Origin of the sequence: Citrobacter sp. Cpo012, assembly GCF_030333015.1 — a bacterium.
Lineage (GTDB): Bacteria > Pseudomonadota > Gammaproteobacteria > Enterobacterales > Enterobacteriaceae > Citrobacter > Citrobacter portucalensis.
Genome location: NZ_JAOWGR010000037.1, coordinates 256919 through 277965, shown reverse-complemented (window position 1 = coordinate 277965; position 21047 = coordinate 256919). Strand labels below are relative to the sequence as shown.

The 21047-nt window shown below is 50.3% G+C and carries 20 protein-coding genes; 14 read left to right on the top strand and 6 right to left on the bottom strand.

Annotated features, from left to right (window positions below):
* Nucleotides 1-7: 7 nt before the first annotated feature.
* On the bottom strand, nucleotides 8-1177 hold the full coding sequence (locus OGX90_RS11230; RefSeq protein WP_008784665.1) for an MFS transporter: 1170 nt from the start codon (nucleotides 1175-1177) through the stop codon (nucleotides 8-10).
* A 175-nt stretch (nucleotides 1178-1352) separates the two neighbouring features.
* Nucleotides 1353-1442 (bottom strand): cytochrome bd-I accessory subunit CydH, encoded by a 90-nt coding sequence (gene cydH, locus OGX90_RS11225; RefSeq protein WP_003029209.1) that lies wholly within the window; start codon nucleotides 1440-1442, stop codon nucleotides 1353-1355.
* 297 nt (nucleotides 1443-1739) lie between these two features.
* Here cydH and purR point away from each other — a divergent pair, with 297 nt between their 5' ends.
* The gene (gene purR / locus OGX90_RS11220) at nucleotides 1740-2765 is read left to right on the top strand and encodes an HTH-type transcriptional repressor PurR (RefSeq protein ID WP_003832757.1); all 1026 of its coding nucleotides are present in this window, start codon (nucleotides 1740-1742) and stop codon (nucleotides 2763-2765) included.
* Here the strand turns inward: purR and punR are convergent.
* Nucleotides 2762-3694, bottom strand: coding sequence for a DNA-binding transcriptional activator PunR (gene punR / locus OGX90_RS11215; RefSeq protein WP_003029215.1), 933 nt, complete (start codon nucleotides 3692-3694; stop codon nucleotides 2762-2764). The two genes, purR and punR, sit on opposite strands and share 4 nt — an antisense overlap.
* A 112-nt stretch (nucleotides 3695-3806) precedes the next feature.
* On the opposite strand from punR, the gene punC reads away from it, so the two are divergent.
* Nucleotides 3807-5012, top strand: coding sequence for a purine nucleoside transporter PunC (gene punC / locus OGX90_RS11210; protein WP_032943314.1), 1206 nt, complete (start codon nucleotides 3807-3809; stop codon nucleotides 5010-5012).
* A gap of 290 nt (nucleotides 5013-5302) precedes the next feature.
* Nucleotides 5303-6451 carry a cyclopropane fatty acyl phospholipid synthase gene (gene cfa / locus OGX90_RS11205; protein WP_048214272.1) on the top strand — a complete coding sequence of 383 codons (1149 nt, stop codon included), beginning with the start codon at nucleotides 5303-5305 and terminating at the stop codon, nucleotides 6449-6451.
* Nucleotides 6452-6492: 41 nt separating this feature from the next.
* Here cfa and OGX90_RS11200 read toward each other — a convergent pair whose 3' ends face one another.
* Nucleotides 6493-7140: a riboflavin synthase gene (locus OGX90_RS11200; RefSeq protein ID WP_003832752.1), complete on the bottom strand. Its 648-nt coding sequence runs from the start codon at nucleotides 7138-7140 to the stop codon at nucleotides 6493-6495.
* Between the two features lie 217 nt (nucleotides 7141-7357).
* Here OGX90_RS11200 and mdtK point away from each other — a divergent pair, with 217 nt between their 5' ends.
* On the top strand, nucleotides 7358-8731 hold the full coding sequence (mdtK, locus tag OGX90_RS11195; RefSeq protein WP_008784661.1) for a multidrug efflux MATE transporter MdtK: 1374 nt from the start codon (nucleotides 7358-7360) through the stop codon (nucleotides 8729-8731).
* 37 nt (nucleotides 8732-8768) lie between these two features.
* On the opposite strand, the gene OGX90_RS11190 is transcribed toward mdtK, so the two are convergent.
* Nucleotides 8769-9467, bottom strand: coding sequence for an RluA family pseudouridine synthase (locus tag OGX90_RS11190; protein ID WP_286587671.1), 699 nt, complete (start codon nucleotides 9465-9467; stop codon nucleotides 8769-8771).
* Between the two features lie 129 nt (nucleotides 9468-9596).
* Here OGX90_RS11190 and OGX90_RS11185 point away from each other — a divergent pair, with 129 nt between their 5' ends.
* From OGX90_RS11185 to OGX90_RS11155, 7 genes are all read left to right on the top strand, one after another.
* Nucleotides 9597-10388, top strand: a complete 792-nt coding sequence (locus OGX90_RS11185) for a PhzF family phenazine biosynthesis protein (protein ID WP_208744339.1) — start codon at nucleotides 9597-9599, stop codon at nucleotides 10386-10388.
* A 36-nt stretch (nucleotides 10389-10424) separates the two neighbouring features.
* Entirely contained in the window at nucleotides 10425-10733 is a 309-nt protein-coding gene (locus tag OGX90_RS11180) for a monooxygenase (protein WP_234692951.1), read from the top strand.
* 245 nt (nucleotides 10734-10978) lie between these two features.
* Nucleotides 10979-11374 (top strand): RidA family protein, encoded by a 396-nt coding sequence (locus OGX90_RS11175; protein WP_003832744.1) that lies wholly within the window; start codon nucleotides 10979-10981, stop codon nucleotides 11372-11374.
* A gap of 27 nt (nucleotides 11375-11401) precedes the next feature.
* Complete coding sequence (locus OGX90_RS11170; RefSeq protein ID WP_100272521.1) at nucleotides 11402-12370, top strand: threo-3-hydroxy-L-aspartate ammonia-lyase; 969 nt, start codon at nucleotides 11402-11404, stop codon at nucleotides 12368-12370.
* Between the two features lie 127 nt (nucleotides 12371-12497).
* Complete coding sequence (locus OGX90_RS11165; protein WP_008784655.1) at nucleotides 12498-13139, top strand: helix-turn-helix transcriptional regulator; 642 nt, start codon at nucleotides 12498-12500, stop codon at nucleotides 13137-13139.
* A 410-nt stretch (nucleotides 13140-13549) separates the two neighbouring features.
* Nucleotides 13550-14044 carry a putative pterin-binding protein gene (locus tag OGX90_RS11160; protein ID WP_003832739.1) on the top strand — a complete coding sequence of 165 codons (495 nt, stop codon included), beginning with the start codon at nucleotides 13550-13552 and terminating at the stop codon, nucleotides 14042-14044.
* A gap of 17 nt (nucleotides 14045-14061) precedes the next feature.
* Complete coding sequence (locus OGX90_RS11155) at nucleotides 14062-15990, top strand: putative bifunctional diguanylate cyclase/phosphodiesterase (protein WP_048235445.1); 1929 nt, start codon at nucleotides 14062-14064, stop codon at nucleotides 15988-15990.
* Nucleotides 15991-16002: 12 nt separating this feature from the next.
* Here the strand turns inward: OGX90_RS11155 and OGX90_RS11150 are convergent, their stop codons facing one another.
* Nucleotides 16003-16962, bottom strand: coding sequence for a YbgA family protein (locus OGX90_RS11150; protein ID WP_234692952.1), 960 nt, complete (start codon nucleotides 16960-16962; stop codon nucleotides 16003-16005).
* A gap of 320 nt (nucleotides 16963-17282) precedes the next feature.
* Here OGX90_RS11150 and OGX90_RS11145 point away from each other — a divergent pair, with 320 nt between their 5' ends.
* The 3 genes from OGX90_RS11145 (at nucleotide 17283) to OGX90_RS11135 (ending at nucleotide 20961) form a co-directional block, all read left to right on the top strand.
* Nucleotides 17283-17648: a VOC family protein gene (locus tag OGX90_RS11145; RefSeq protein ID WP_057067224.1), complete on the top strand. Its 366-nt coding sequence runs from the start codon at nucleotides 17283-17285 to the stop codon at nucleotides 17646-17648.
* Nucleotides 17649-17947: 299 nt separating this feature from the next.
* On the top strand, nucleotides 17948-19057 hold the full coding sequence (locus OGX90_RS11140; RefSeq protein ID WP_003832733.1) for an AI-2E family transporter: 1110 nt from the start codon (nucleotides 17948-17950) through the stop codon (nucleotides 19055-19057).
* Between the two features lie 119 nt (nucleotides 19058-19176).
* The gene (locus OGX90_RS11135; protein ID WP_286623830.1) at nucleotides 19177-20961 is read left to right on the top strand and encodes a diguanylate cyclase; all 1785 of its coding nucleotides are present in this window, start codon (nucleotides 19177-19179) and stop codon (nucleotides 20959-20961) included.
* The last annotated feature ends 86 nt before the right edge of the window (nucleotides 20962-21047 follow it).

The following is a 21047-nucleotide window of genomic DNA, read 5'->3' as shown; positions in this document are numbered from 1 at the left end:
TTTTGCATTAATTCGCGGTAGTGAAAGCCTCTTCAGGCTGTCTTCTTGCGGATATGAACACCAGCAGCAGCGCAAGTCCCGCCACAATCGCCCCCATCACCGGCACAAAACTGTAGCCCAGGCCGCCAGATATCACCGCCCCACCGGCCGCTGCACCAAGGGCGTTCCCCAGATTAAACGCGCCAATATTGACTGACGATGATAATCCAGGCGCTTCGCTGGCAACGCGCATCACACGCATCTGCAACGGTGGAACGACCGCAAACGTCGCCGCGCCCCAGACCACCATACTGACCGCCGCTCCCAGCTCATTACGCGCAAGGAAAGGAATGGCCAGCATAATAACCATCAGCAGCAGTAAAAAGCCTTTCAGCGTACCGTTGACTGAACGGTCAGCCAGTTTGCCGCCAAAATAGTTACCGATCGAGAAGCCAACGCCTATCAACACCAGCATGCCGGTAACAAATGCCGGTGTAGCATGAGTGATAGTATGCAGAACCGGCGAGATGTAGGTATACAGCGTGAACATCGCCCCAGCACCCAGTACGGTAGTCAGTAACGCCGACAGCACCTGCGGGCGCATAAGTACCGCCAGTTCGCTACGGACATCCGGGCGCTCTCCTGCTCCACCCTTGGGTAATGAGAAGAACAGGCTGACCATCGCAATGACACCCAGCCCCGCAGTGGCCATAAACGACATGCGCCAGCCGATGGTTTCACCAAGCCAGGTCGCCGCCGGAACGCCGCCAATATTGGCGATGGTTAACCCCATAAACATCGTTGCCACAGCGCTGGCCTGCTTATGTTTGGGTACCACACTGGCTGCAACCACAGAACCGAGACCAAAAAAGGCTCCATGATTAAGACTGGTCAAAATACGCGATAGCATCAGCGTGGTGTAATCCGGCGAGATAGCCGAAAGCACATTACCCAGCGTGAAAATCGCCATCAGGAATATCAAAGCATTACGTCGCGCACGATGAGACAGCAGCAATGTCATCAGCGGTGCACCTACCATCACACCTACTGCATAAGCGCTGATCAGCATGCCAGCCGCCGGAATCGAGACGTCCACACCTTTGGCAATGACGGGCAACAACCCCATTGGCGAAAACTCGGTGGTGCCAATACCAAACGCCCCGATTGCCAGCGCCAGTAAAGGGTAATTGATTTTCATATTTCGACTCCATATCGTCGAGCCGTGGCACGACATAAAATAAGAGTCAAAAGCATGACATTGATCGCAAAATTAATAAAGTTAACAAAACTGCAAAAGACTTTTGCTTATTCGCAAACAATAGAGGGGAAAAACGAGTCGAAGGGATGAGGGAGAGCTAACTCCCTCGGGGAAATCAATGCAGCGCTGCGGTCAGACCACCCGCGACGATCAAACCCAGAACAATAATGGTAGTCACTAACGAAAATTTCAGATCGGTGCTCATCAAGTTTTCTCCTTTTTATTCCCACACAAAAAGTGATATTGCGCATTTTTACACACTTGAAAGCAAAAATCTCTCACGATTTATATTGATAACTGCTTTTAACTCTTCCCCTTTTCGTTAAGATCAGACAAAATTCCACGCTTACTTGATTAGCGTACCGGCCATTGACCCCTTCCTGACGTTCCGTGTCGTTTTCCCGGCGTGCCGCAACCCTTACGTTGCGATAAGGGTGTGTAAAGGCAAACGTTTACCTGGAGTATTCTCAGGAGCTTAGGATATGGTCTGGAGTGAGATGTAATGGCAACAATTAAAGATGTAGCGAAGCGAGCAAACGTTTCCACTACAACCGTATCACACGTAATTAACAAGACGCGCTTTGTCGCGGAAGAAACACGTAATGCTGTCTGGGCAGCAATCAAAGAACTGCACTATTCTCCGAGCGCAGTTGCCCGCAGCCTGAAGGTAAATCACACCAAGTCTATCGGCTTGCTGGCGACCAGCAGCGAAGCGGCCTATTTCGCCGAAATTATCGAAGCCGTTGAGAAAAACTGTTTCCAGAAAGGCTATACCCTGATCCTGGGTAACGCATGGAACAGTCTCGAAAAACAGCAGGCTTATCTGTCGATGATGGCGCAAAAGCGCGTTGATGGTCTGCTGGTGATGTGTTCTGAGTATCCGGAGTCGCTGCTTTCGATGCTCGAAGAGTATCGCCATATCCCGATGGTCGTCATGGACTGGGGCGAAGCAAAAGCCGACTTTACCGATACGGTCATTGATAACGCCTTCGAAGGCGGTTACATGGCGGGCCGGTATCTGGTAGAACGCGGTCATCGTGAGATTGGCGTGATCCCTGGCCCAATGGAACGTAACACCGGGGCCGGGCGTCTGGCTGGCTTTATGAAAGCGATGGAAGAAGCGCTGATTAAAGTGCCTGAAAACTGGATTGTTCAGGGCGATTTCGAGCCTGAATCCGGCTATCGCGCCATGCAGCAAATTCTGTCGCAGTCACATCGTCCGACCGCTGTCTTCTGCGGTGGCGATATTATGGCAATGGGTGCGCTGTGCGCCGCTGACGAAATGGGGCTGCGCGTACCGCAGGATGTCTCACTCATCGGCTACGACAACGTGCGCAACGCCCGCTTCTTCACGCCGGCCTTGACGACCATTCACCAGCCGAAGGATTCACTGGGTGAAACGGCCTTCAACATGCTGTTAGACCGTATCGTGAATAAACGTGAAGAGTCACAGTCTATCGAGGTGCATCCGCGCCTGGTTGAGCGTCGCTCCGTTGCCGACGGTCCGTTCCGCGATTACCGCCGTTAAGCCTGTTGCGCGGGAGTCTCATCTGGCTCCCGCAGCCATTCCTTGTTCAACGTTTCACTATCTCCTAAATAGTCCAGCAGCCAACTCAATGCCGGTGACGTATCGTTCTGCTGCCATGTCAGGCAGCATGCGGCATCAGGAAAAGGGTTCTCCAGTTGCAGCGCAACCCATTTACCGCTATCGATCCACGGCTTGGCAAAATGCGTCGGTACCATGCCCACGCACAATCCCGCGGACAAACAGGTCGCAGAGGATTCCCAGTCCGGCACGACGACGCGCTTTTGGTTGTCCAGCAGCCAGGTAATACGCTTCGGCAATGTTCGGGAGGTATCTTCGCGCACCAGTGACGGCCAGTTGCGCAACGTGTCATCACTTAACGGTCCGGGCATTGACGCCAGTGGGTGATGACTGGCTACCACGCAGCTCCAGCTCAGCATTCCCATATCGCGGAAGGTATAGCGCCCCCCGACCGGAATGGCCTGTGTGGCCCCGATGGCCAGCTCCACACGCCCATCAGACAGTGCGTCCCACACGCCGTTAAACACTTCCTGAAAAACTAACAACTCCACATCATCAAAGTGACGGTAGAAATCCACGATCATCTGTCGGGTACGATCCGGGCGGACAATGTTATCGACGGCGATCGCCAGCTGTCCGCGCCAGCCGTTGGCAATTTGCTGACATTGCTGGCGCGTGATCTGCATTTTTTTGATAACAGAGCGGCCTTCTTTTAAAAACCATGCCCCGGCAGGCGTTAATTCCACATCCCGATGGCGTCGCTCAAAAAGTGGCACCGCCAGCCACTCTTCCAGCTGGCGCACGGTGTAGCTTACCGCCGAAGGTACACGGTGCAGCTCCTGCGCGGCCGAACTAAAACTGCCGTTACGCGCAACCGCATCAACCACTTCAAGTGAATATTCCGACCACATATTCTGCCTGCAAAAAATTTGAAATCAGTAAGCAAATATTAGCGTTTCACAGCGAGAATTACACTCACTACACTCAGCGGCATTGTTCTACTGCTAAAAAAGAGAAATGATGATGCAACCTGGGAAAGGGTTTTTAGTCTGGCTGGCAGGTCTTAGCGTGCTCGGTTTTCTGGCAACGGATATGTATCTACCCGCCTTTGCTGCTATTCAGTCCGATCTGCAAACACCTGCATCTGCCGTCAGCGCCAGCCTGAGCTTGTTCTTAGCGGGGTTTGCCGTCGCGCAACTGCTGTGGGGGCCGCTTTCTGACCACTATGGCCGCAAGCCTATTTTGCTGCTGGGTTTATCTATCTTCGCACTGGGCAGTCTGGGCATGCTATGGGTTGAAAACGCCACTGGTCTGCTGGTACTGCGATTTGTTCAGGCCGTTGGCGTCTGTGCGGCATCGGTTATCTGGCAAGCGCTGGTTACCGATTATTATCCTTCACAAAAAGTAAACCGCATCTTTGCCACTATTATGCCGCTGGTCGGGTTATCTCCTGCACTCGCCCCGCTTTTAGGCAGTTGGATCCTGGTACATTTTTCCTGGCAGGCCATTTTTGCAACTCTGTTTGCCATTACTCTGATTCTGATGCTTCCGGCTCTGCGTCTAAAGCCAACGGCTAAAGCGCGCGATGACAGCCAGGATAAACTGACTTTCGCCACCTTGCTGCGCTCGAAAACTTACCGTGGAAACGTGCTGATTTATGCCGCCTGTTCCGCGAGCTTTTTCGCATGGCTGACGGGTTCCCCGTTCATCCTCAGCGAAATGGGTTATAGCCCAGCGGTAATTGGTCTGAGCTATGTTCCGCAAACTATCGCCTTCTTAATTGGTGGTTACGGCTGTCGTGCAGCGCTGCAAAAATGGCAGGGTCGTCAGCTGCTACCCTGGTTACTCATTCTGTATGCCTTCAGCGTTGTAGGCACCTGGGCGACCGGCTTTATTCATCATGTTGCATTGGCTGAAATCCTGATCCCATTCTGCGTTATGGCGATTGCGAACGGCGCAATCTACCCTATCGTTGTCGCGCAGGCATTACGCCCTTTCCCACAGGCCACTGGACGCGCAGCCGCATTGCAGAATACGCTGCAACTGGGTTTATGCTTCCTGGCAAGCCTTGTCGTTTCCTGGTTGATTGCCACCCCACTGCTCACCACCACCAGCGTTATGCTGACAACAGTATTGCTGGCTGCTGTGGGTTACAAAATGCAGTCGCAGAAAACTGACGCCCCGCAAACAGATGATCGTGCGCAAGTTGCCCACGGAGAGTCGCACTAATAATGGTTGCGGGCATTTAGTTAGCTCGCTAACAATTATTGGTTGAATCGTCAAAAATTCAGGCATATACTGATTTTCAGTTGTTAAAAAAACGATAATTTTAATGCGTTAACGGGGACAAGAACGTTCCCGTTTTACCACGGATGGCCTTTTCGGCAAGGGTTTCTCCCTTCCTCTGTTCTACGTCGGATTATAGATTCGCGGATTAATTCCGTGAGATTTCTCACAAAGCCCAAAAAAGCGTCTACGCTGTTTTAAGGTTCTGATCACCGACCAGTGATGGAGAAGCTATGAGTTCATCATGTATAGAAGACGTCAGCGTACCGGATGATGACTGGTACCGCATTACCAATGAATTATTGAGCCGTGCAGGTATTGCTATTAATGGCCCTGCACCGGCTGATATTCGAGTAAAGAACCCTGATTTTTTCAAACGCGTATTGCAGGAAGGATCGTTAGGGTTGGGTGAAAGTTATATGGATGGCTGGTGGGAATGCGACCGGCTGGACATGTTTTTTAGTAAAGTCTTGCGCGCCGGTCTTGAAAACCAACTCCCCCGCCACTTTAAAGATACGCTACGTATCGCCACGGCTCGCCTGTTCAATTTACAGACCAAAAAACGTGCGTGGATGGTCGGCAAAGAACATTACGATTTGGGCAACGATCTCTTTACCCGCATGCTTGACCCCTATATGCAGTATTCCTGCGCCTACTGGAAAGATGCCAACACTCTGGAGTCTGCCCAGCAGGCGAAGCTCAAAATGATTGCTGAAAAATTGCAACTGAAGCCAGGAATGCGGGTGCTTGATATTGGCTGTGGCTGGGGTGGTTTATCCCAGTTTATGGCATCGCAATATGGCGTGAGCGTGGTGGGTGTGACCATTTCGGCAGAACAGCAGAAAATGGCACAGGAACGTTGCGCTGGGCTGGATGTCACCATTTTGCTGCAGGATTATCGCGACCTGAACGACAAATTCGACCGCATTGTCTCCGTCGGCATGTTTGAACATGTTGGACCGAAGAACTACGCCACCTATTTTGAGGTGGTCGATCGTAATTTAAAACCGGATGGTCTCTTTTTACTGCATAGCATCGGCTCCAAAAAGACCGACAATAACGTTGATCCGTGGATCAATAAGTATATCTTCCCAAACGGGTGTTTGCCGTCAGTTCGCCAGATTGCCAACGCCAGCGAACCGCATTTTGTGATGGAGGACTGGCATAATTTTGGCGCGGATTACGACACGACGCTGATGGCATGGCACGAGCGTTTCATGAGCTCCTGGCCTGAAATCGCCGATAACTATACCGAACGTTTCAAACGGATGTTCAGCTATTATCTGAACGCCTGCGCGGGGGCGTTTCGTGCTCGAGATATTCAGTTATGGCAGGTGGTATTTTCCCGCGGTGTTGAACACGGTCTGCGCGTTCCCCGCTAATCGTTTTCGCCCCCGTAGCAACGGGGGCTTTACTCTCAGGCTTAGGCTCCCGCTTCGCCCGTTATGTTGCTGATGGCGCTTTCACGCGCCGCCAGGACACGCTCAACGGTATCAACCACCGCCTGCGTTTGGGGATCGATTTCGATATTAACCCGTGCGCCCAGCTTTTTCTTGCCAAGCGTCGTACGCTCCAGCGTTTCCGGGATCAAATGCACACAGAAACGTGTCGGCGTCACTTCACCGACCGTCAGACTGATACCGTCAATACCAATAAATCCTTTGTACAGGATATATTTCATCAGCGACGGATCCTGGACTTTAAACCACACCTGACGGTTATTCTCCGAGGTCAGAATTTTCGACACTTCGGCAGTGGTCATAATATGGCCCGACATTAAATGTCCGCCAATCTCATCACTGAATTTTGCCGCACGTTCAACGTTAACCAAATCTCCAACCTTCAGATCGCCCAGGTTGGTGATACGCAGCGTTTCTTTCATCAGGTCGAAGCTTATCTGGTTACCGTTAATTTCGGTGACCGTCAGGCAGCATCCATTGTGGGCAACCGATGCGCCGGTCTCCAGCGCATCCAGCATATATTCAGGCAACTCCACAACATGCGTACGAAAATTCGGTTTTTCATCAATGGACACCAATTTTGCAGTGCCCTGCACAATACCCGTAAACATACTTCCTACTCCTGAACTCAATTAAGACATCTCTGCACAGCACAATAGCAGGTGGAAATTCAGGTTGCCAGCAATGCGCCACCAGCGCCTGTTTTTTCACTGGAGAATTACGTATTCCTCGCTACAATAGACTGAAATTTCCCCTGCTTTTTCTCCTTGCTGCCATTTAAGGCGGCTTTTTTAGTCTCTCAAATAACAACAATATAGTGGTGTACACGTGCAAAAGTATGTAAGTGAAGCGCGTCAGTTATTAGCTCTGGCAATTCCGGTGATTCTTGCGCAAATCGCTCAAACCGCAATGGGATTCGTTGATACCGTCATGGCGGGCGGATACAGCGCGACGGATATGGCGGCAGTCGCCATTGGTACGTCCATCTGGCTACCGGCCATTCTGTTTGGTCACGGACTACTGCTGGCGTTGACGCCGGTGATTGCGCAACTCAATGGTTCCGGACGCCGCGACCGTATCGCCCATCAAATACGTCAGGGATTCTGGCTGGCGGGCAGCGTCTCCGTGCTGATTATGGTTGTGCTATGGAACGCGGGGTACATTATTCGCTCCATGCATAACATCGACCCGGCGCTGGCAGATAAAGCCGTTGGCTACCTGCGTGCCCTGCTGTGGGGCGCACCGGGTTATCTGTTCTTCCAGGTAGCCCGTAACCAGTGCGAAGGATTAGCCAAGACTAAACCGGCGATGGTGATGGGATTTCTCGGCCTGCTGGTGAACATTCCGGTTAACTATGTTTTCATCTATGGGCATTTAGGCATGCCGGAACTGGGTGGCGTGGGTTGTGGTGTGGCAACAGCAGCGGTTTACTGGGTGATGTTTATCGCCATGCTCTCTTACATCAAACGTGCGCGTTCAATGCGCGATATCCGTAATGAGCGTGGTTTCCAGAAACCTGACACCGCAGTAATGAAGCGTCTGGTACAGCTGGGTTTACCTATCGCGCTGGCGTTATTTTTCGAAGTGACGTTGTTTGCGGTGGTCGCGCTGCTGGTTTCTCCATTGGGGATTGTCGACGTAGCCGGACACCAAATCGCACTGAACTTCAGCTCGTTAATGTTCGTCCTTCCAATGTCTCTGGCTGCCGCCGTCACCATTCGTGTCGGTTATCGTCTGGGCCAGGGTTCCACGCTGGATGCGCAAACCGCAGCCAGAACGGGTCTGGGTGTTGGTGTGTGCATGGCGGTCGTAACAGCGATTTTCACCGTGACATTCCGCGAGCATATTGCCCTGCTCTATAACAATAACCCGGAAGTTGTCGCCCTGGCGGCTCAGCTCATGTTACTGGCCGCTGTGTATCAAATTTCGGACTCTATCCAGGTTATTGGCAGCGGGATCCTGCGTGGTTATAAAGATACGCGTTCCATTTTCTTTATTACCTTTACGGCATACTGGGTGCTGGGCCTGCCGAGCGGTTATATTCTGGCGCTTACCGATCTGGTAGTTGACCGGATGGGACCGGCGGGATTCTGGATGGGCTTTATTATCGGCCTGACATCTGCGGCGATACTGATGATGCTGCGGATGCGGTTTCTACAACGCCAGCCGTCAGCGGTTATTTTACAACGCGCTGCGCGATAACCTCATAAAAGCCGCCACCAGGCGGCTTTTTTTCGCCTCAAAACGGGCTGGCGTTTTTGGCGTTCATCCACGCTTCACTAATGGGATGCCTGAAATGCAGTTCACTGGCATGCAGCATCAGCCGTGGCGTTTGTTCAGTCCCCGGCAGCAGACGTCCACCGTACAGATCGCACCCCAAAATAGGATGTCCCAACTGCTGACAATGGATCCGTAGTTGATGGGTGCGCCCGGTTTCAGGGGTCAGTTGTACCCGCGTCAAGGGGAGCAACGTCCCCTCTTCCTGACGATGATAAAAACGCTCGACAACCTGATAGCGCGAGCACGCGGGTTTGCCGTTGAGAGCACAAATCGACATCAATGGAAACAGCGCCGGGTCTTTGGCAATTGCGGCGTCGATAACCCCTTCGTCGTTTTCCAGATGCCCGCATAACAGCGCACTGTACACCTTAGTGACCGTCCGCTGGCTGAACTGCTGGCAAAGCGCGGCGTTAATAGCCTTGTTACGAGCGACCACCATCAGCCCAGAAGTGCCGAAATCAAGCCGATGTACCAGCGTGCAGCCAGGGTAAATCTGTACCAGCCGGTGATGTACCGAATCGAGATTCTGCGGATTTTTGCCCGACAGGCTAAGCAACCCGCTGGGTTTATTGATGAGCACCAGATGCTCGTCCTGATAGAGGGTCTCTATCTCGTCATGGCAAGGCGGGGCAATAAAGGTATCGAGGATCGTAGACATCAGGCGGCCAGAATGAGGTGTGGGAACGGATGATAACGAATTTTCACCACAGTGGCGAATCTGAGCATTGACCCAATGGCTGGCATGGTAGAGTGTGATTTATCCTGAGTGCGATGAGAGGGTTACTCTGTGCAACAAATCGATTTTTACATGGTGGATGCCTTTACCACCACGACATTTGGTGGTAATGCCGCAGCAGTCTGTCCGCTCACGGACTGGTTGCCCGATGAAACATTATTAAAGATGGCGCAGCAGCATAACCAGTCAGAAACCGCTTTTTTTGTCGCCAATGAGAATGGCTTTGAGCTGCGTTGGTTTACCACTCAGGGTGAAATTAATCTGTGTGGGCATGCCACGCTTGCCGCCGCGCATGTCATCTTTGAACATCTGGATTACCCGGATACCAAAATCCAATTTGCTACCCGCTTTGTGGGACCGCTGACGGTCACGCGCTGCAGTGAATGGCTGACGCTTGATTTTCCAGCCTGGCAAAGCGAATCTGCCGTGCCGCCCGCTTTACTGCTGGAAACATTAGGCATCACCGAATACAAAGAGGTGCGTGTGGCACGCGATTACATGGTGGTGCTGGAAAATCAACAGCAGGTTGAGGCTGTGCGCCCAAACATCCACGCCATGATTCCGCTGGGGAAAATGGTATGCATCACCGCGCCAGGTGACGGGGAATACGATTTTGTCAGCCGTTTCTTCTGCCCGGGCGAAGCCGTCGCGGAAGACCCGGTCACAGGCTCGGCACATAGCATGCTGATCCCTTACTGGGCTGGAAAACTGAATAAAACACAGATGCTGGCACGCCAGGTCTCTGAACGCGGCGGGGATTTACGCTGTCAGTTAGCAGGAACGCGTGTATATATCAGTGGGCAGGCGATAACTTATCTGACCGGTAAAGTGCTGTTGCGCTAGCAGCCTTACCCAAAATAACCAATCCATGGAGGATTTATGTCGAACAAACTCGTGCAGATACACTTTGATTTTCATGGTCCGTTTGGGGCTGAGATGTCGAATCAGCTCGTTGAACTGGCCGAATCAATCAACCAGGAGCCGGGGTTCATCTGGAAAATCTGGACCGAGAACGAAGCAAATCACGAAGCGGGAGGCATCTACCTGTTCCAGGACGAAGACACCGCTCAGGCCTATATCAAAAAGCATACCGCCCGCCTGAAGCACCTGGGTGTGGAGGAAGTAACGTTCAAAATCTTCGATATCAATAAACCGCTAAGTAAAATTAACCACGGTCATATCAGCTAAACTTTTGCCTTAGACGCCCCCTCCCGGGGCGTTTCTTCATTTCCCCCTGCTTTCCCCTTTCAACAGCGATATCCCCGTCACCGCTCCAGGACAGTGATTTAGGCTGGGCCACGTTTGCAGTAGTTCACAAAATCAGCGTTAGCGAAAACTATCGCTGGCCGAACGCACTATGAAGGAGTATAAAATAATACAAACAGTATTATTTTATACAAAATGAATCGCAAACGGCGACTGGAGATTCTCATATGACCGCGGACATTACACTGAACTCATCTGCTGGAAGCTTCCCGCCAGCAGGTCATTACTCGCACAGTACAACGGCTGGCGGGTTCGTCTTCATTTCCGGGCAATTGCCGGTCACTTTCGACGGCGAGAAAAAAGCGGATGCCTCTTTTGAAGATCAAACCCGGCTGGTACTCAAGAATATTGATGCTTGTCTGGCTGGTGCTGGGGCATCACGTCAGCATCTGGTGTCTGTTCGCGTCTATGTGACGGATATGAACCAGTGGCCGACGTTTAACAAAATCTATGGAGAGTGGATCGGTGATTTCCGTCCATCCCGTGCAGTAGCAGGTGTTGCGGAACTTCATTATGGTTTTGCGCTGGAAGTTGAAGCTATTGCGTTGGCCCCGCAAGCGTGACGTTTAACAACATACAGGTGAACAACAATGACTGAAATGACACTGCCTGATTATAACGATGTTGCCGCTGCGGCAGAGCGCATCGCAGATTATGCTAACAAAACGCCGGTGATGACCTCCCGAACGGTAAATGAAGAATTTGGCGCGGAAGTCTTCTTTAAGTGCGAAAACTTCCAGAGAATGGGCGCCTTCAAATTTCGTGGCGCTATGAATGCGCTACGCCAGTTCACGCCACAACAACGCGCTGCGGGCGTCGTGACGTTTTCCTCCGGCAACCATGCACAGGCCATTGCCCTGTCGGCAAAGTTGTTGGGTATTCCAGCAACAATTATCATGCCGCATGATGCCCCGGCGGCCAAAGTTGCGGCGACGAAAGGCTATGGCGGAAAAGTGGTAACTTACGATCGCTATACTGAAGATCGTGAAAAAATTGGTCGGGACCTGGCGGAGAAACAGGGGTTAACGCTGATCCCCCCTTACGACCATCCGCACGTGATCGCAGGCCAGGGCACCGCCACAAAAGAGCTAATTGAAGAAGTGGGTCAGTTAGACGCCCTTTTCGTGTGTCTGGGCGGTGGCGGCCTGCTCTCAGGATCCGCCCTGGCGGCCAGACATCTGTCTCCTGACTGCATCATCTATGGTGTCGAACCTGAGGCGGGTAACGATGGTCAACAGTCGTTCCGAAGTGGAAAAATAGTTCATATCGATACGCCCAAAACCATTGCTGACGGTGCTCAGACTCAACATCTCGGGAACTATACGTTTCAGATTATCCAGCAAAACGTGAACGATATTCTGACTGTTTCAGACGCTGAGTTAGTTGCCTCAATGAAATTTATCGCTGAACGCATGAAAATCGTCGTAGAGCCGACCGGGTGTCTGGGTTTTGCTGCCGCCAGAGCGCGTAAAGCTGAGCTTCGCGGCAAGAAAATCGGCATTATCATCAGCGGCGGAAATGTGGATATCAGTCGCTACAGTGAATTTCTGGCCGGATGATAAACAGGGTATCTGCCATGCAGATACCCTACTTTTACTGTCTGTACACTCCCGTCTGGAAAAACGCTCCCAGGTCACTGTAAACTGCTCGCAATCATGGCAACAGACATCACCGCAGGAGACTGGCATGCCAAAAACCGACAATAACTCGCTTCTCAGCCAAATTGATACTATCGCCAGGGGATTGAGTGAGACCTTCTCTCCGTTTTGCGAAGTGGTGGTTCATGACCTCAAAAATCCTGAACATGCCATTTTGTCCATCCATAATAATCTTTCCGGACGTCAACCCGGTCAGCCAGCAACCGAGCTTGGCCTGGCGAGAATCGCATCACCTGACTTTCCCAGCATCATTGCGAACTACAGTAATCAGTTTGCCGATGGCCGCCCGGTGAAAAGTACATCGATTGGCATCAAGGACGAAGACGGCAAATACGTAGCGGCACTTTGCCTGAATGTCGATATGACGCTGTTCCGTGGTATGCAGAGTGCTCTTGCGCGTTTTACTGAAACTGAAAATTCCCCCATTAAGGAACATATCGATCCCGGCAGTAATGAAGTCATCCGCCAGCGTATTGATGACTTTGCCGCTAAACGCGCGACGACGGCCCGAGCCCTTAAACCTCAAGACCGTAAGCTGCTGATTCAACAATTACGCCAGGACGGTTTGCTGAACGTACGCAAATCTATGGATACGGTTGCACAGCATCTGGGCGTATCGAGGGCCACCGCCTATCTGTATGCCCGCCAGTCAGCTCAGGCGGGTGAATAAACGGGTTCAGATAGACCACACTTGCCACGTAGAGAATTTCTGTCCTTGATTACCGACACGAAGCGCTCCCGCTCCACTAAAGGCGGCTTCGTGCCCGATATAGTTACCCACCAGTAAACAACCAAATCCAGCTGCAGTGAAAAAAATTAACCTTTATTTTCGTGCGCATTTATTGGCACTGAGTAAATAGATGATTTATTTTTGTACATACATAGTGAAATTTAGCTTTACTCAAATAACACACTAGCATTTTAATGCATCACAGCAGAACAGGTAACAACTAACTAACTGATTTAAAAGAGTTAAAAAACCATTGAAGTTATTACACCAATAATACCCATGCAATATATATAAATAGCGTGATATCTAAATTATAATTCTTTAACATCCGGCTGATTGGTGAGGTAAGAATGCGATTAATGGTCATGTTGGTAAGCTTTGTACTCTCCACCCAGCTATGGGCAGGTGAACTTTCCAGGCCCACCGGTAAAGTGCTTTTAACGCTGTCGGGTAATATTGAAAATACAAATGCAGACGGGAAAGCCGTTTTTGATACCGCCAGCCTTGAGAAGCTGGGCATGGTCAGTTTCCAGACCACCTCCCCCTGGTATAATGGGCGCACTACCTTTACGGGTATTCCGCTACAAAAGCTCATGGATTATGTCGGGGCGAACGGCTCTGTTGTTAAGGTCACTGCACTCAATGACTACACCACTGTTATCCCTCTTAGTGATTTCAAAAAATACAATGCTATCCTTGCGTTAAAAATCAACGGAAAATATATGCGCATCCGTGACAAAGGCCCGTTATTCATTGTGTACCCCTATGACAGCATGCCAGAATTGAATAATCAGATTTATTATTCAAGGTCTGCATGGCAGGTCAGTAGTATGGATATTGAGTAAGCGTTCAGAGGAACATCATGAACAGAATACTGGCTGGCATCATCTTTTTTCTTTTTATATCTACCGGGTATATCTCTTTCCTCGTGCATGAACGGCAACAAGAGTTACAGAAACTGACTCACTACACCGATTCCTGGTCTGCTGCTCAGCTGGTATCACAATATTACCGATTTGAATCGTTGCTTGGTCTTTACACTATCGATGATACGATGAATCTCGATGATGTACGCATGCGCCTCGACATTATGCTTAGCCAGAGTGATTTGATAAAAGAAGGTGACCTGGGGCGCTACATCGAAAGCAATATAGCCCACCGCGAGCTGGCGGTAAAACTTGAAAATACCCTTAGTTTTCTGGATGTTAATCTAGAAAAAATGAACCGTTCAGCACTCCAGGCTTATCTGAAAAAAATGCATACTCTGGATGCGCCACTGGGTCGTCTTTCATCTGGTGCGTTAAACAAAGATGTTAACTCGATCAATAACGCCAACCAAAAAATCCAGACGCTGTACTATATTTATTCTGCAACCTCTGTGCTGCTGATAATACTGAGTGCGATTCTGGGCGTGCTCATTTTCTATCAAAACAGAAATATTCTGCGGGCGCACCTGCAGGTCAAGAGTCTTGCCGAAGAACTGCAGAAATCTAAAGAAAAACTGCAAATTCAGAATGCTAAACTGGAATATGACGTCTACCATGACTCTCTTACCGAGATGAATAACCGTCAGCTATTCTGGAGCGATTTAAATAAAACAATTGAGAGAGCAGAAAAAAATCACGATTCTGTGACTGTGATGTTGTTTGATTTAGATCGATTCAAAGAAGTAAATGATACGTATGGTCATGATGCCGGTGATATGTTGCTACGCCAGATATCTGACCGACTGGTTTCGATGAGTCTTACTTCGGATACGCTGTATCGCCTGGGTGGAGATGAATTTGCGTTTCTCTCAAGTGGCCTGACAGAAAGCCACGCCGTTTCGCGCGCCCAGAAAATATGTGAATTTATCAGCCAGCCCTACACTATTTATAACACGATTATCAACATAACCACCTGTGTTGGCATTGTTATCTCAGACACTGAACGTCGTTCCGACTATCTTTATAAATTTGCCGATCTGGCCCTTTATGAAGCCAAAGGTGAAGGCTCTGGTAAGATAAAAGTCTTCCGACAACGAATGTTAGAAAAGCTACAAGAAAGCAGAACGCTTGAGCATGATATGGCATTGGCAATAGTGAACAAAGAATTCGTGGTTTATTATCAGCCCATTGTTGACTCCTTCAGCCAGGAAATTTATAGCTATGAAGCCCTAATTCGTTGGCTCCATCCTCTAAAGGGCCTCCTGTCGCCGGATAACTTTATTCCTGTTGCTGAAAAAACCGGAATGATTAATGAGATGGGGAAAGCTGTGCTTGAAATTGCCTGCCGGGAAGCGGCTTGTTGGGCGGTTCCGGCTAAAATTTCAGTGAATGTCTCTCCTGTCCAGCTAAGCAGCAAAGCCTTTGTCGGTATCGTACTGTCTATTCTGAAAGAAACTGGACTCCCAGCCGATCGTCTTGAACTGGAAGTAACAGAGTCCTCTCTCTTCACTGAGAGTACGACGCCGATGAATACACTTAATAAACTCAGAGCCATGGGTGTAAAAATCTCCATCGATGATTTTGGTACCGGATATTCTTCCCTTTCGCGCCTGAGCAGGCTTGCCTTCGATAAAATTAAAATAGACAAGTCGTTTGTCCATTCAATATCCACACAGGAAGATGCGCTTAATATCATCAAACTGATCACCGGCATGGCGAAATCCCTCAATATGAAGGCTGTTGCTGAAGGTGTTGAAACGCAGGAACAACTAAAAAGCCTTCAGGCGCTGGGCTGCGATTTCGCCCAAGGATATCTGTTTGGTAAACCTCAGCCTTGTATCGATGAGAAAATCAGAAACGGTTGAATCGCTCTCAGCCTATTTGATCATCAACCGTAGCGCTAAATCATTCGGATAAGGATCAAAATAGTTCTGGGTAAGCAGATAGCTGTCTGGGTATTCAGCCAGATAGTGCTTGAGTAGCGTCAGAGGCGCCAATATTGGCAGCAGCCCACCGCTATAGTTGAGGATAACGTCACGTAACTCTCCGCGCTGGCGGGTGTTCAACTGTTCGCGGAAGTAGCCCTGGATATGCATCAGTACGTTGGTGTGATTTTTCCGTGAGGCGGGCTTTTTGAGGATCGTCATGAGCTTTTCACGATAGACAACAAAAAAAGCGTCCAAATCATCCCACTGGTGAAGCGAGGCAACGAATGGGCCGATTTCCCGGTAACCGGCCTGGTGATGAGCCAGAAGCTGGAGCTTATAGCGACTGTGAAAGTTGAGTAAGCCATGGCGAGTAAGACCATTGGCCCGCAGCCTATTAAGCTCATGCAATGCGAACACGCGTTCGACAAAGTTCTCCCTTAGCACTGGATCGTGCAAGCGGCCATCTTCTTCGACTGGCAACCACGGGTAGGTTTCCATTAACGCGCCAGTAAACAGACCAGTCCCTTCTTTTCGCCCACGATTTCCCTTCTCGTCATACAGTCTCACTCTTTCCATACCGCAACTCGGTGATTTAGCACAGACGATAAACCCCGAGAGGCCACCAAGTCCCTGAAGATATGAGTTGGTGAAATCGGACATTTTATCGGTTACATCCTCACCAGGCGCATGGCTAAAACAGATGCGGACATTCCCTTGGGCGGTTTGAACCAGACGCAACGCGGGACGTGGTACAGGCAAACCGATGGACATCTCTGGGCAGACAGGTTTGAAAGTCACCCACTGAGCCAGGTCGTCCATCACAAACCCCATCCGTTTATGCCCACCGTCGAATCGCACGGCTGAACCAGTTAAACATCCACTAATCCCGATGACAGGCTGAGTGTTCATAGCGCCCCCCTCGTTAATTGACGACCCTTTTCGGAAAAAAATGACGGTTTCACTATTAAATCATAGCGTACGTCATCTGCTGTGAGTTGAACTGATAGATGCAAGTGTAAGTATCCCCCATAATCGTGCCATTCCTAATGAATATTTAGGCGGGATACAAACCAGGCAATCAAAGAATCCAATTAAAATAGCAAAGGCAGGTACTGTAGATATATAGATCTCTAAATTGATGTTCATCACATTGACAGGTTCTTACGTGAATTCGACTTCAATCTCTTTATATACTCTTTATTTGTTCATATCTTCATGAGGAATAAAGAATGTTCGATCATGTGAAAATCGGTGTAAGTGATTACGAAAAAAGTAAAATTTTCTTTCTCAACGCGCTTCAGCCGCTTGGCGTAGAACTCATCGATGAAGGCACACCAAGCTACGGTGTTGAAATGGGTTCCGATAATGTTTCACTTTGTCTATTCCACACGAATGACAAACCGGCTCCTCTGCATCTGGCGTTTGTCGCAAAAACCCGGCAGCAAGTTGATGAATTTTACAATGCTGCTTTGCGCACAGGAGCCCAGGATAACGGAGAACCTGGCTTACGTTCCTATAGCGAAAACTACTATGCCGCATTTGTCATTGCACCTGATGGCCATAATATTGAGGCTGTCTGCCATGCGCCGGACTGATTAAGGTGCAGTTTGGATATCGAAAAATTATTCGATGTTGATTTTGAATCTGCCTGAAGAGCTGTAATAACGCTGCTTATTTGAACTCATAGCATAAGAGTATCGTTGAAAAGAAGGAATTCGTATATGTCTAAGATTAAGTTTGAACTGAGGCGAGGATAGCTCTCCCGCCAGTGAAGCAAGGACAATAAGAATGTAGCCTTAGTGCAACATCTTTATTCTAAATATCTGCAGCTAAAGTTGGTAAATTCCCTGAACGGTTCTATAGTCGGGACTGCTTCTCATTACAGGGTTTACTAATGCGATTTAACGGACTGACTAAAGGTTTCTTCATTTTCATACTTGCCCTCGTGACCTGGGCGTTCTTCGATGTATTGTCCCCCTACTTTTCCGCCATTTTATGGGCCGCGATATTAACGACTATCTTTAACCCGGTAAAAAACAGACTGCGTAGCGCGCTTGGCGAACGCAACGGGCTGGCATCGTTGATTACCATCGTCATTATCTGTCTGATTGTCTTTATCCCGCTGATGGTAATCCTGTCATCGCTGGCCATTGAACTGAACGTGGTATACACCAAACTGCAACAGAATGACACGCAGTTCCCGGAAGTCGTCACTTCTATTCTTTCGTACCTTCCTGACTGGGCCAGAGGATTTCTGGCAGAACACAATCTGGATGATGTCGCGCAGATCCAGAAAAAACTGTCCGATGTCGTGCTGCAAGGCGGGCAATATCTCGCTGGCAGTGCATTTCTGATCGGGAAAGGCACATTCGGCTTTGCTATCAGCTTTGGCATCATGCTGTATCTGCTGTTCTTCTTACTGAAGGATGGACCGTATCTGGTGCGCCAGATTCTGGACTCATTACCCCTTTCTGATTTTGCCAAACAGCACCTGTTTGCCAAATTCGTCGGCGTGACGCGGGCAACCGTTAAGGGCACGGCGGTCGTCGCTTTGGTTCAGGGTATTCTTGGCGGCATCGCGTTTGCAATTGTGGATATCGACGGCAGCGTTCTGTGGGGGGCGTTGATGGCGTTTCTCTCCCTCGTGCCTGCCGTGGGCTCAGCGATCGTCTGGGTACCTGCAGCAATATTCCTGTTCGCCACCCACCAGCTATGGCAAGGGCTGTTTATCGTTGGCTTCTTCGTGATTATCGTTGGGCTGGTGGACAATATCCTGCGCCCGCTGCTGGTAGGTAAAGACACCAAAATGCCGGACTATCTGATTTTGATTACCACTCTCGGCGGCATGGAGATCTACGGCATTAACGGCTTTGTGATTGGCCCCCTGATTGCTGCACTATTCATAACCTGCTGGAACCTGTTTTCCGGGCGTGACCATGAAGGTAACGTGGAAGGAATCGACGAAGCCTTTATGGAAGAAGGAAAAAATCCTCCAGATTTATGATTGCAGGACGATAACAGAAGGCGGTTTCGGGACCGCCTTTTTTATTTTCACGCAAAATCATGCGTTTCCTATAATTGCAATCATGCGTATTCATTAATCGTCGCAGAAGGAACTAATCAGTGCGAATTGCCACAATCACCAACTGGGCCTATAGCGCGACGGTATGCCTGACCATCGCTTCAGGCGTTGTCATGCTGATGGCATCCAGCGCCGATAACACAGAACGCCAGGTGGTAGAACAGCGTTATCAGTTCGATCAACTTACCGAAGAAGTCGAACTCGATGCCTGGTCGCTGTCAGACCTGGCACGCGACTATGTTATTGCAAAAGATCCTGAGGTGCTTAACGCCTACCGTCAGAAAGAAGCGACGCTGAAAGCTGTTGAGCATCGGCTGTCAAAGCTCAAAGACCTTGGGGCAACGGATGAAGAGCTGGCGCTATTGCACGAAGGGCTGCAGATTGTTGATGCCCTGCAGGACGAGCAAGCTGCGGCGTTTGCCAGCGTCGCGCGCGCAGAAGAGTCGCAGGCTATTGCCCTGCTCTATGGGAAAAGCTATGAACAGGAACTGGAACGCGCCCAGGACCGGATAGATCATTTCCGCCAACTGCTCGATAACCGCGTACGTAATACGATTGAAGATGCAACCCAGTCATCCCGCATGCTACGAACAGCCTCTGAAGTGATGGTCGGTCTGACAGCGCTGCTGTTTTTATTCGTTCTTGGTTTCATTTTAAAGCGTCGCGTACTGCGTCCCGTCGTGCGTTTGAGCGATGTCGTAAACCGTCTCGCATCGCAGGATTATGCCGTTGAGACGCCCAGCTTTAACCAGATAGATGAAATAGGCGACATGGCGCAGGCGATCCGGATATTTCGCGAGAACGGTCTGGCGCGTCAGAGACTGGAGAAAGAGCGAGATGCCGACTGGGCAATCCGCGATCTGCTGGCGCGCATGACGCAACGTCTGCAGGGTTGCGAGAGTTTTGCCGATGTCATCAATGTGGCAGAGCTGTTTGCACCGAATATTGCTCCAGGTATTGCCGGGCGGCTTTACATACTGGACCAGGAACCCTGGCAAATGCGCTGCGTTGCACAATGGCTTTCTCCGCAGGGTAAAGCGGATGCGTTCCACCCGGACGAATGCTGGGCTGTGCGCCGCGGCCAGAGTCATCCTCCAGTACAAGGTGAACCCGATATCGCCTGCTACCATCTGCCAGAGTCATGCCAGCACCACACCCTGTGTGTTCCGCTGATTGCCCAGGGCGAAGCCATCGGCCTGCTCTCATTCCAGAACCTTAGCGATGATTCCGCCCCCTCCCGTGCATATCTGGAGCTGATGGCAGAAGCACTCGGCCTCGCATTAGCCAACCAGCGTCTGCGTGACGCCCTGCTGGAGAAAGCGCTCTATGACCCGCTAACCGGACTGCGCAACCGTCATCATCTTGAAGATACACTGCGTACCCAGATGAGCCAGGCAGTGCGTAACAAAGAACCAATCAGTTGCCTGATGATCGATATCGATCATTTTAAAAGTATTAATGACCGCTTTGGCCATGAGGCTGGCGATAGCGTGATTAAAAGTATCGCTGCGACTATTCAGCGCGTTGTCCACAACAGCGGCATGGCCTTCCGCTACGGCGGTGAAGAGTTTCTGGTACTGCTGGCCAATACGGATGAACAGGCCGCTAACCGCTTTGCTACGGAAATCTACAACGGCGTACGCGAACTGTCGCTGCGCTTTGGCGTTTCCGATATTGGACACGTGGATGTCTCTATAGGCGTCGCCAGTTACCCGCAGCACGCCCAGAGCGACAACCTGTTACGCGCCGCAGATGTCGCACTGTACCGCGCGAAAGAGTTAGGTCGTTCGCGCATTGTGAGCTTTGGCATGCTGGAAGCGAGCTGATATGCGCCAGCACTTCGGGCATTGCTTTACCTCTACGCCAGGTGGTATGTTAATTGGATGAACACAAAACACGATATCAACGGTTT

Excerpts from the sequence above, each read along its gene's own strand:
- OGX90_RS11200 (WP_003832752.1), bottom strand. The coding sequence starts at position 7,140 with ATGTTTACGGGTATTGTGCAGGGCACTGCAAAATTGGTGTCCATTGAT.
- OGX90_RS11155 (WP_048235445.1), top strand. The coding sequence starts at position 14,062 with ATGAACAGAATACTGGCTGGCATCATCTTTTTTCTTTTTATATCTACC.
- OGX90_RS11180 (WP_234692951.1), top strand. The coding sequence starts at position 10,425 with ATGTCGAACAAACTCGTGCAGATACACTTTGATTTTCATGGTCCGTTT.
- OGX90_RS11170 (WP_100272521.1), top strand. The coding sequence starts at position 11,402 with ATGACTGAAATGACACTGCCTGATTATAACGATGTTGCCGCTGCGGCA.
- OGX90_RS11145 (WP_057067224.1), top strand. The coding sequence starts at position 17,283 with ATGTTCGATCATGTGAAAATCGGTGTAAGTGATTACGAAAAAAGTAAA.
- punR (WP_003029215.1), bottom strand. The coding sequence starts at position 3,694 with ATGTGGTCGGAATATTCACTTGAAGTGGTTGATGCGGTTGCGCGTAAC.
- OGX90_RS11175 (WP_003832744.1), top strand. The coding sequence starts at position 10,979 with ATGACCGCGGACATTACACTGAACTCATCTGCTGGAAGCTTCCCGCCA.
- OGX90_RS11190 (WP_286587671.1), bottom strand. The coding sequence starts at position 9,467 with ATGTCTACGATCCTCGATACCTTTATTGCCCCGCCTTGCCATGACGAG.
- cydH (WP_003029209.1), bottom strand. The coding sequence starts at position 1,442 with ATGAGCACCGATCTGAAATTTTCGTTAGTGACTACCATTATTGTTCTG.
- OGX90_RS11150 (WP_234692952.1), bottom strand. The coding sequence starts at position 16,962 with ATGAACACTCAGCCTGTCATCGGGATTAGTGGATGTTTAACTGGTTCA.
- OGX90_RS11165 (WP_008784655.1), top strand. The coding sequence starts at position 12,498 with ATGCCAAAAACCGACAATAACTCGCTTCTCAGCCAAATTGATACTATC.
- purR (WP_003832757.1), top strand. The coding sequence starts at position 1,740 with ATGGCAACAATTAAAGATGTAGCGAAGCGAGCAAACGTTTCCACTACA.
- OGX90_RS11230 (WP_008784665.1), bottom strand. The coding sequence starts at position 1,177 with ATGAAAATCAATTACCCTTTACTGGCGCTGGCAATCGGGGCGTTTGGT.
- punC (WP_032943314.1), top strand. The coding sequence starts at position 3,807 with ATGCAACCTGGGAAAGGGTTTTTAGTCTGGCTGGCAGGTCTTAGCGTG.
- OGX90_RS11160 (WP_003832739.1), top strand. The coding sequence starts at position 13,550 with ATGCGATTAATGGTCATGTTGGTAAGCTTTGTACTCTCCACCCAGCTA.
- OGX90_RS11140 (WP_003832733.1), top strand. The coding sequence starts at position 17,948 with ATGCGATTTAACGGACTGACTAAAGGTTTCTTCATTTTCATACTTGCC.
- cfa (WP_048214272.1), top strand. The coding sequence starts at position 5,303 with ATGAGTTCATCATGTATAGAAGACGTCAGCGTACCGGATGATGACTGG.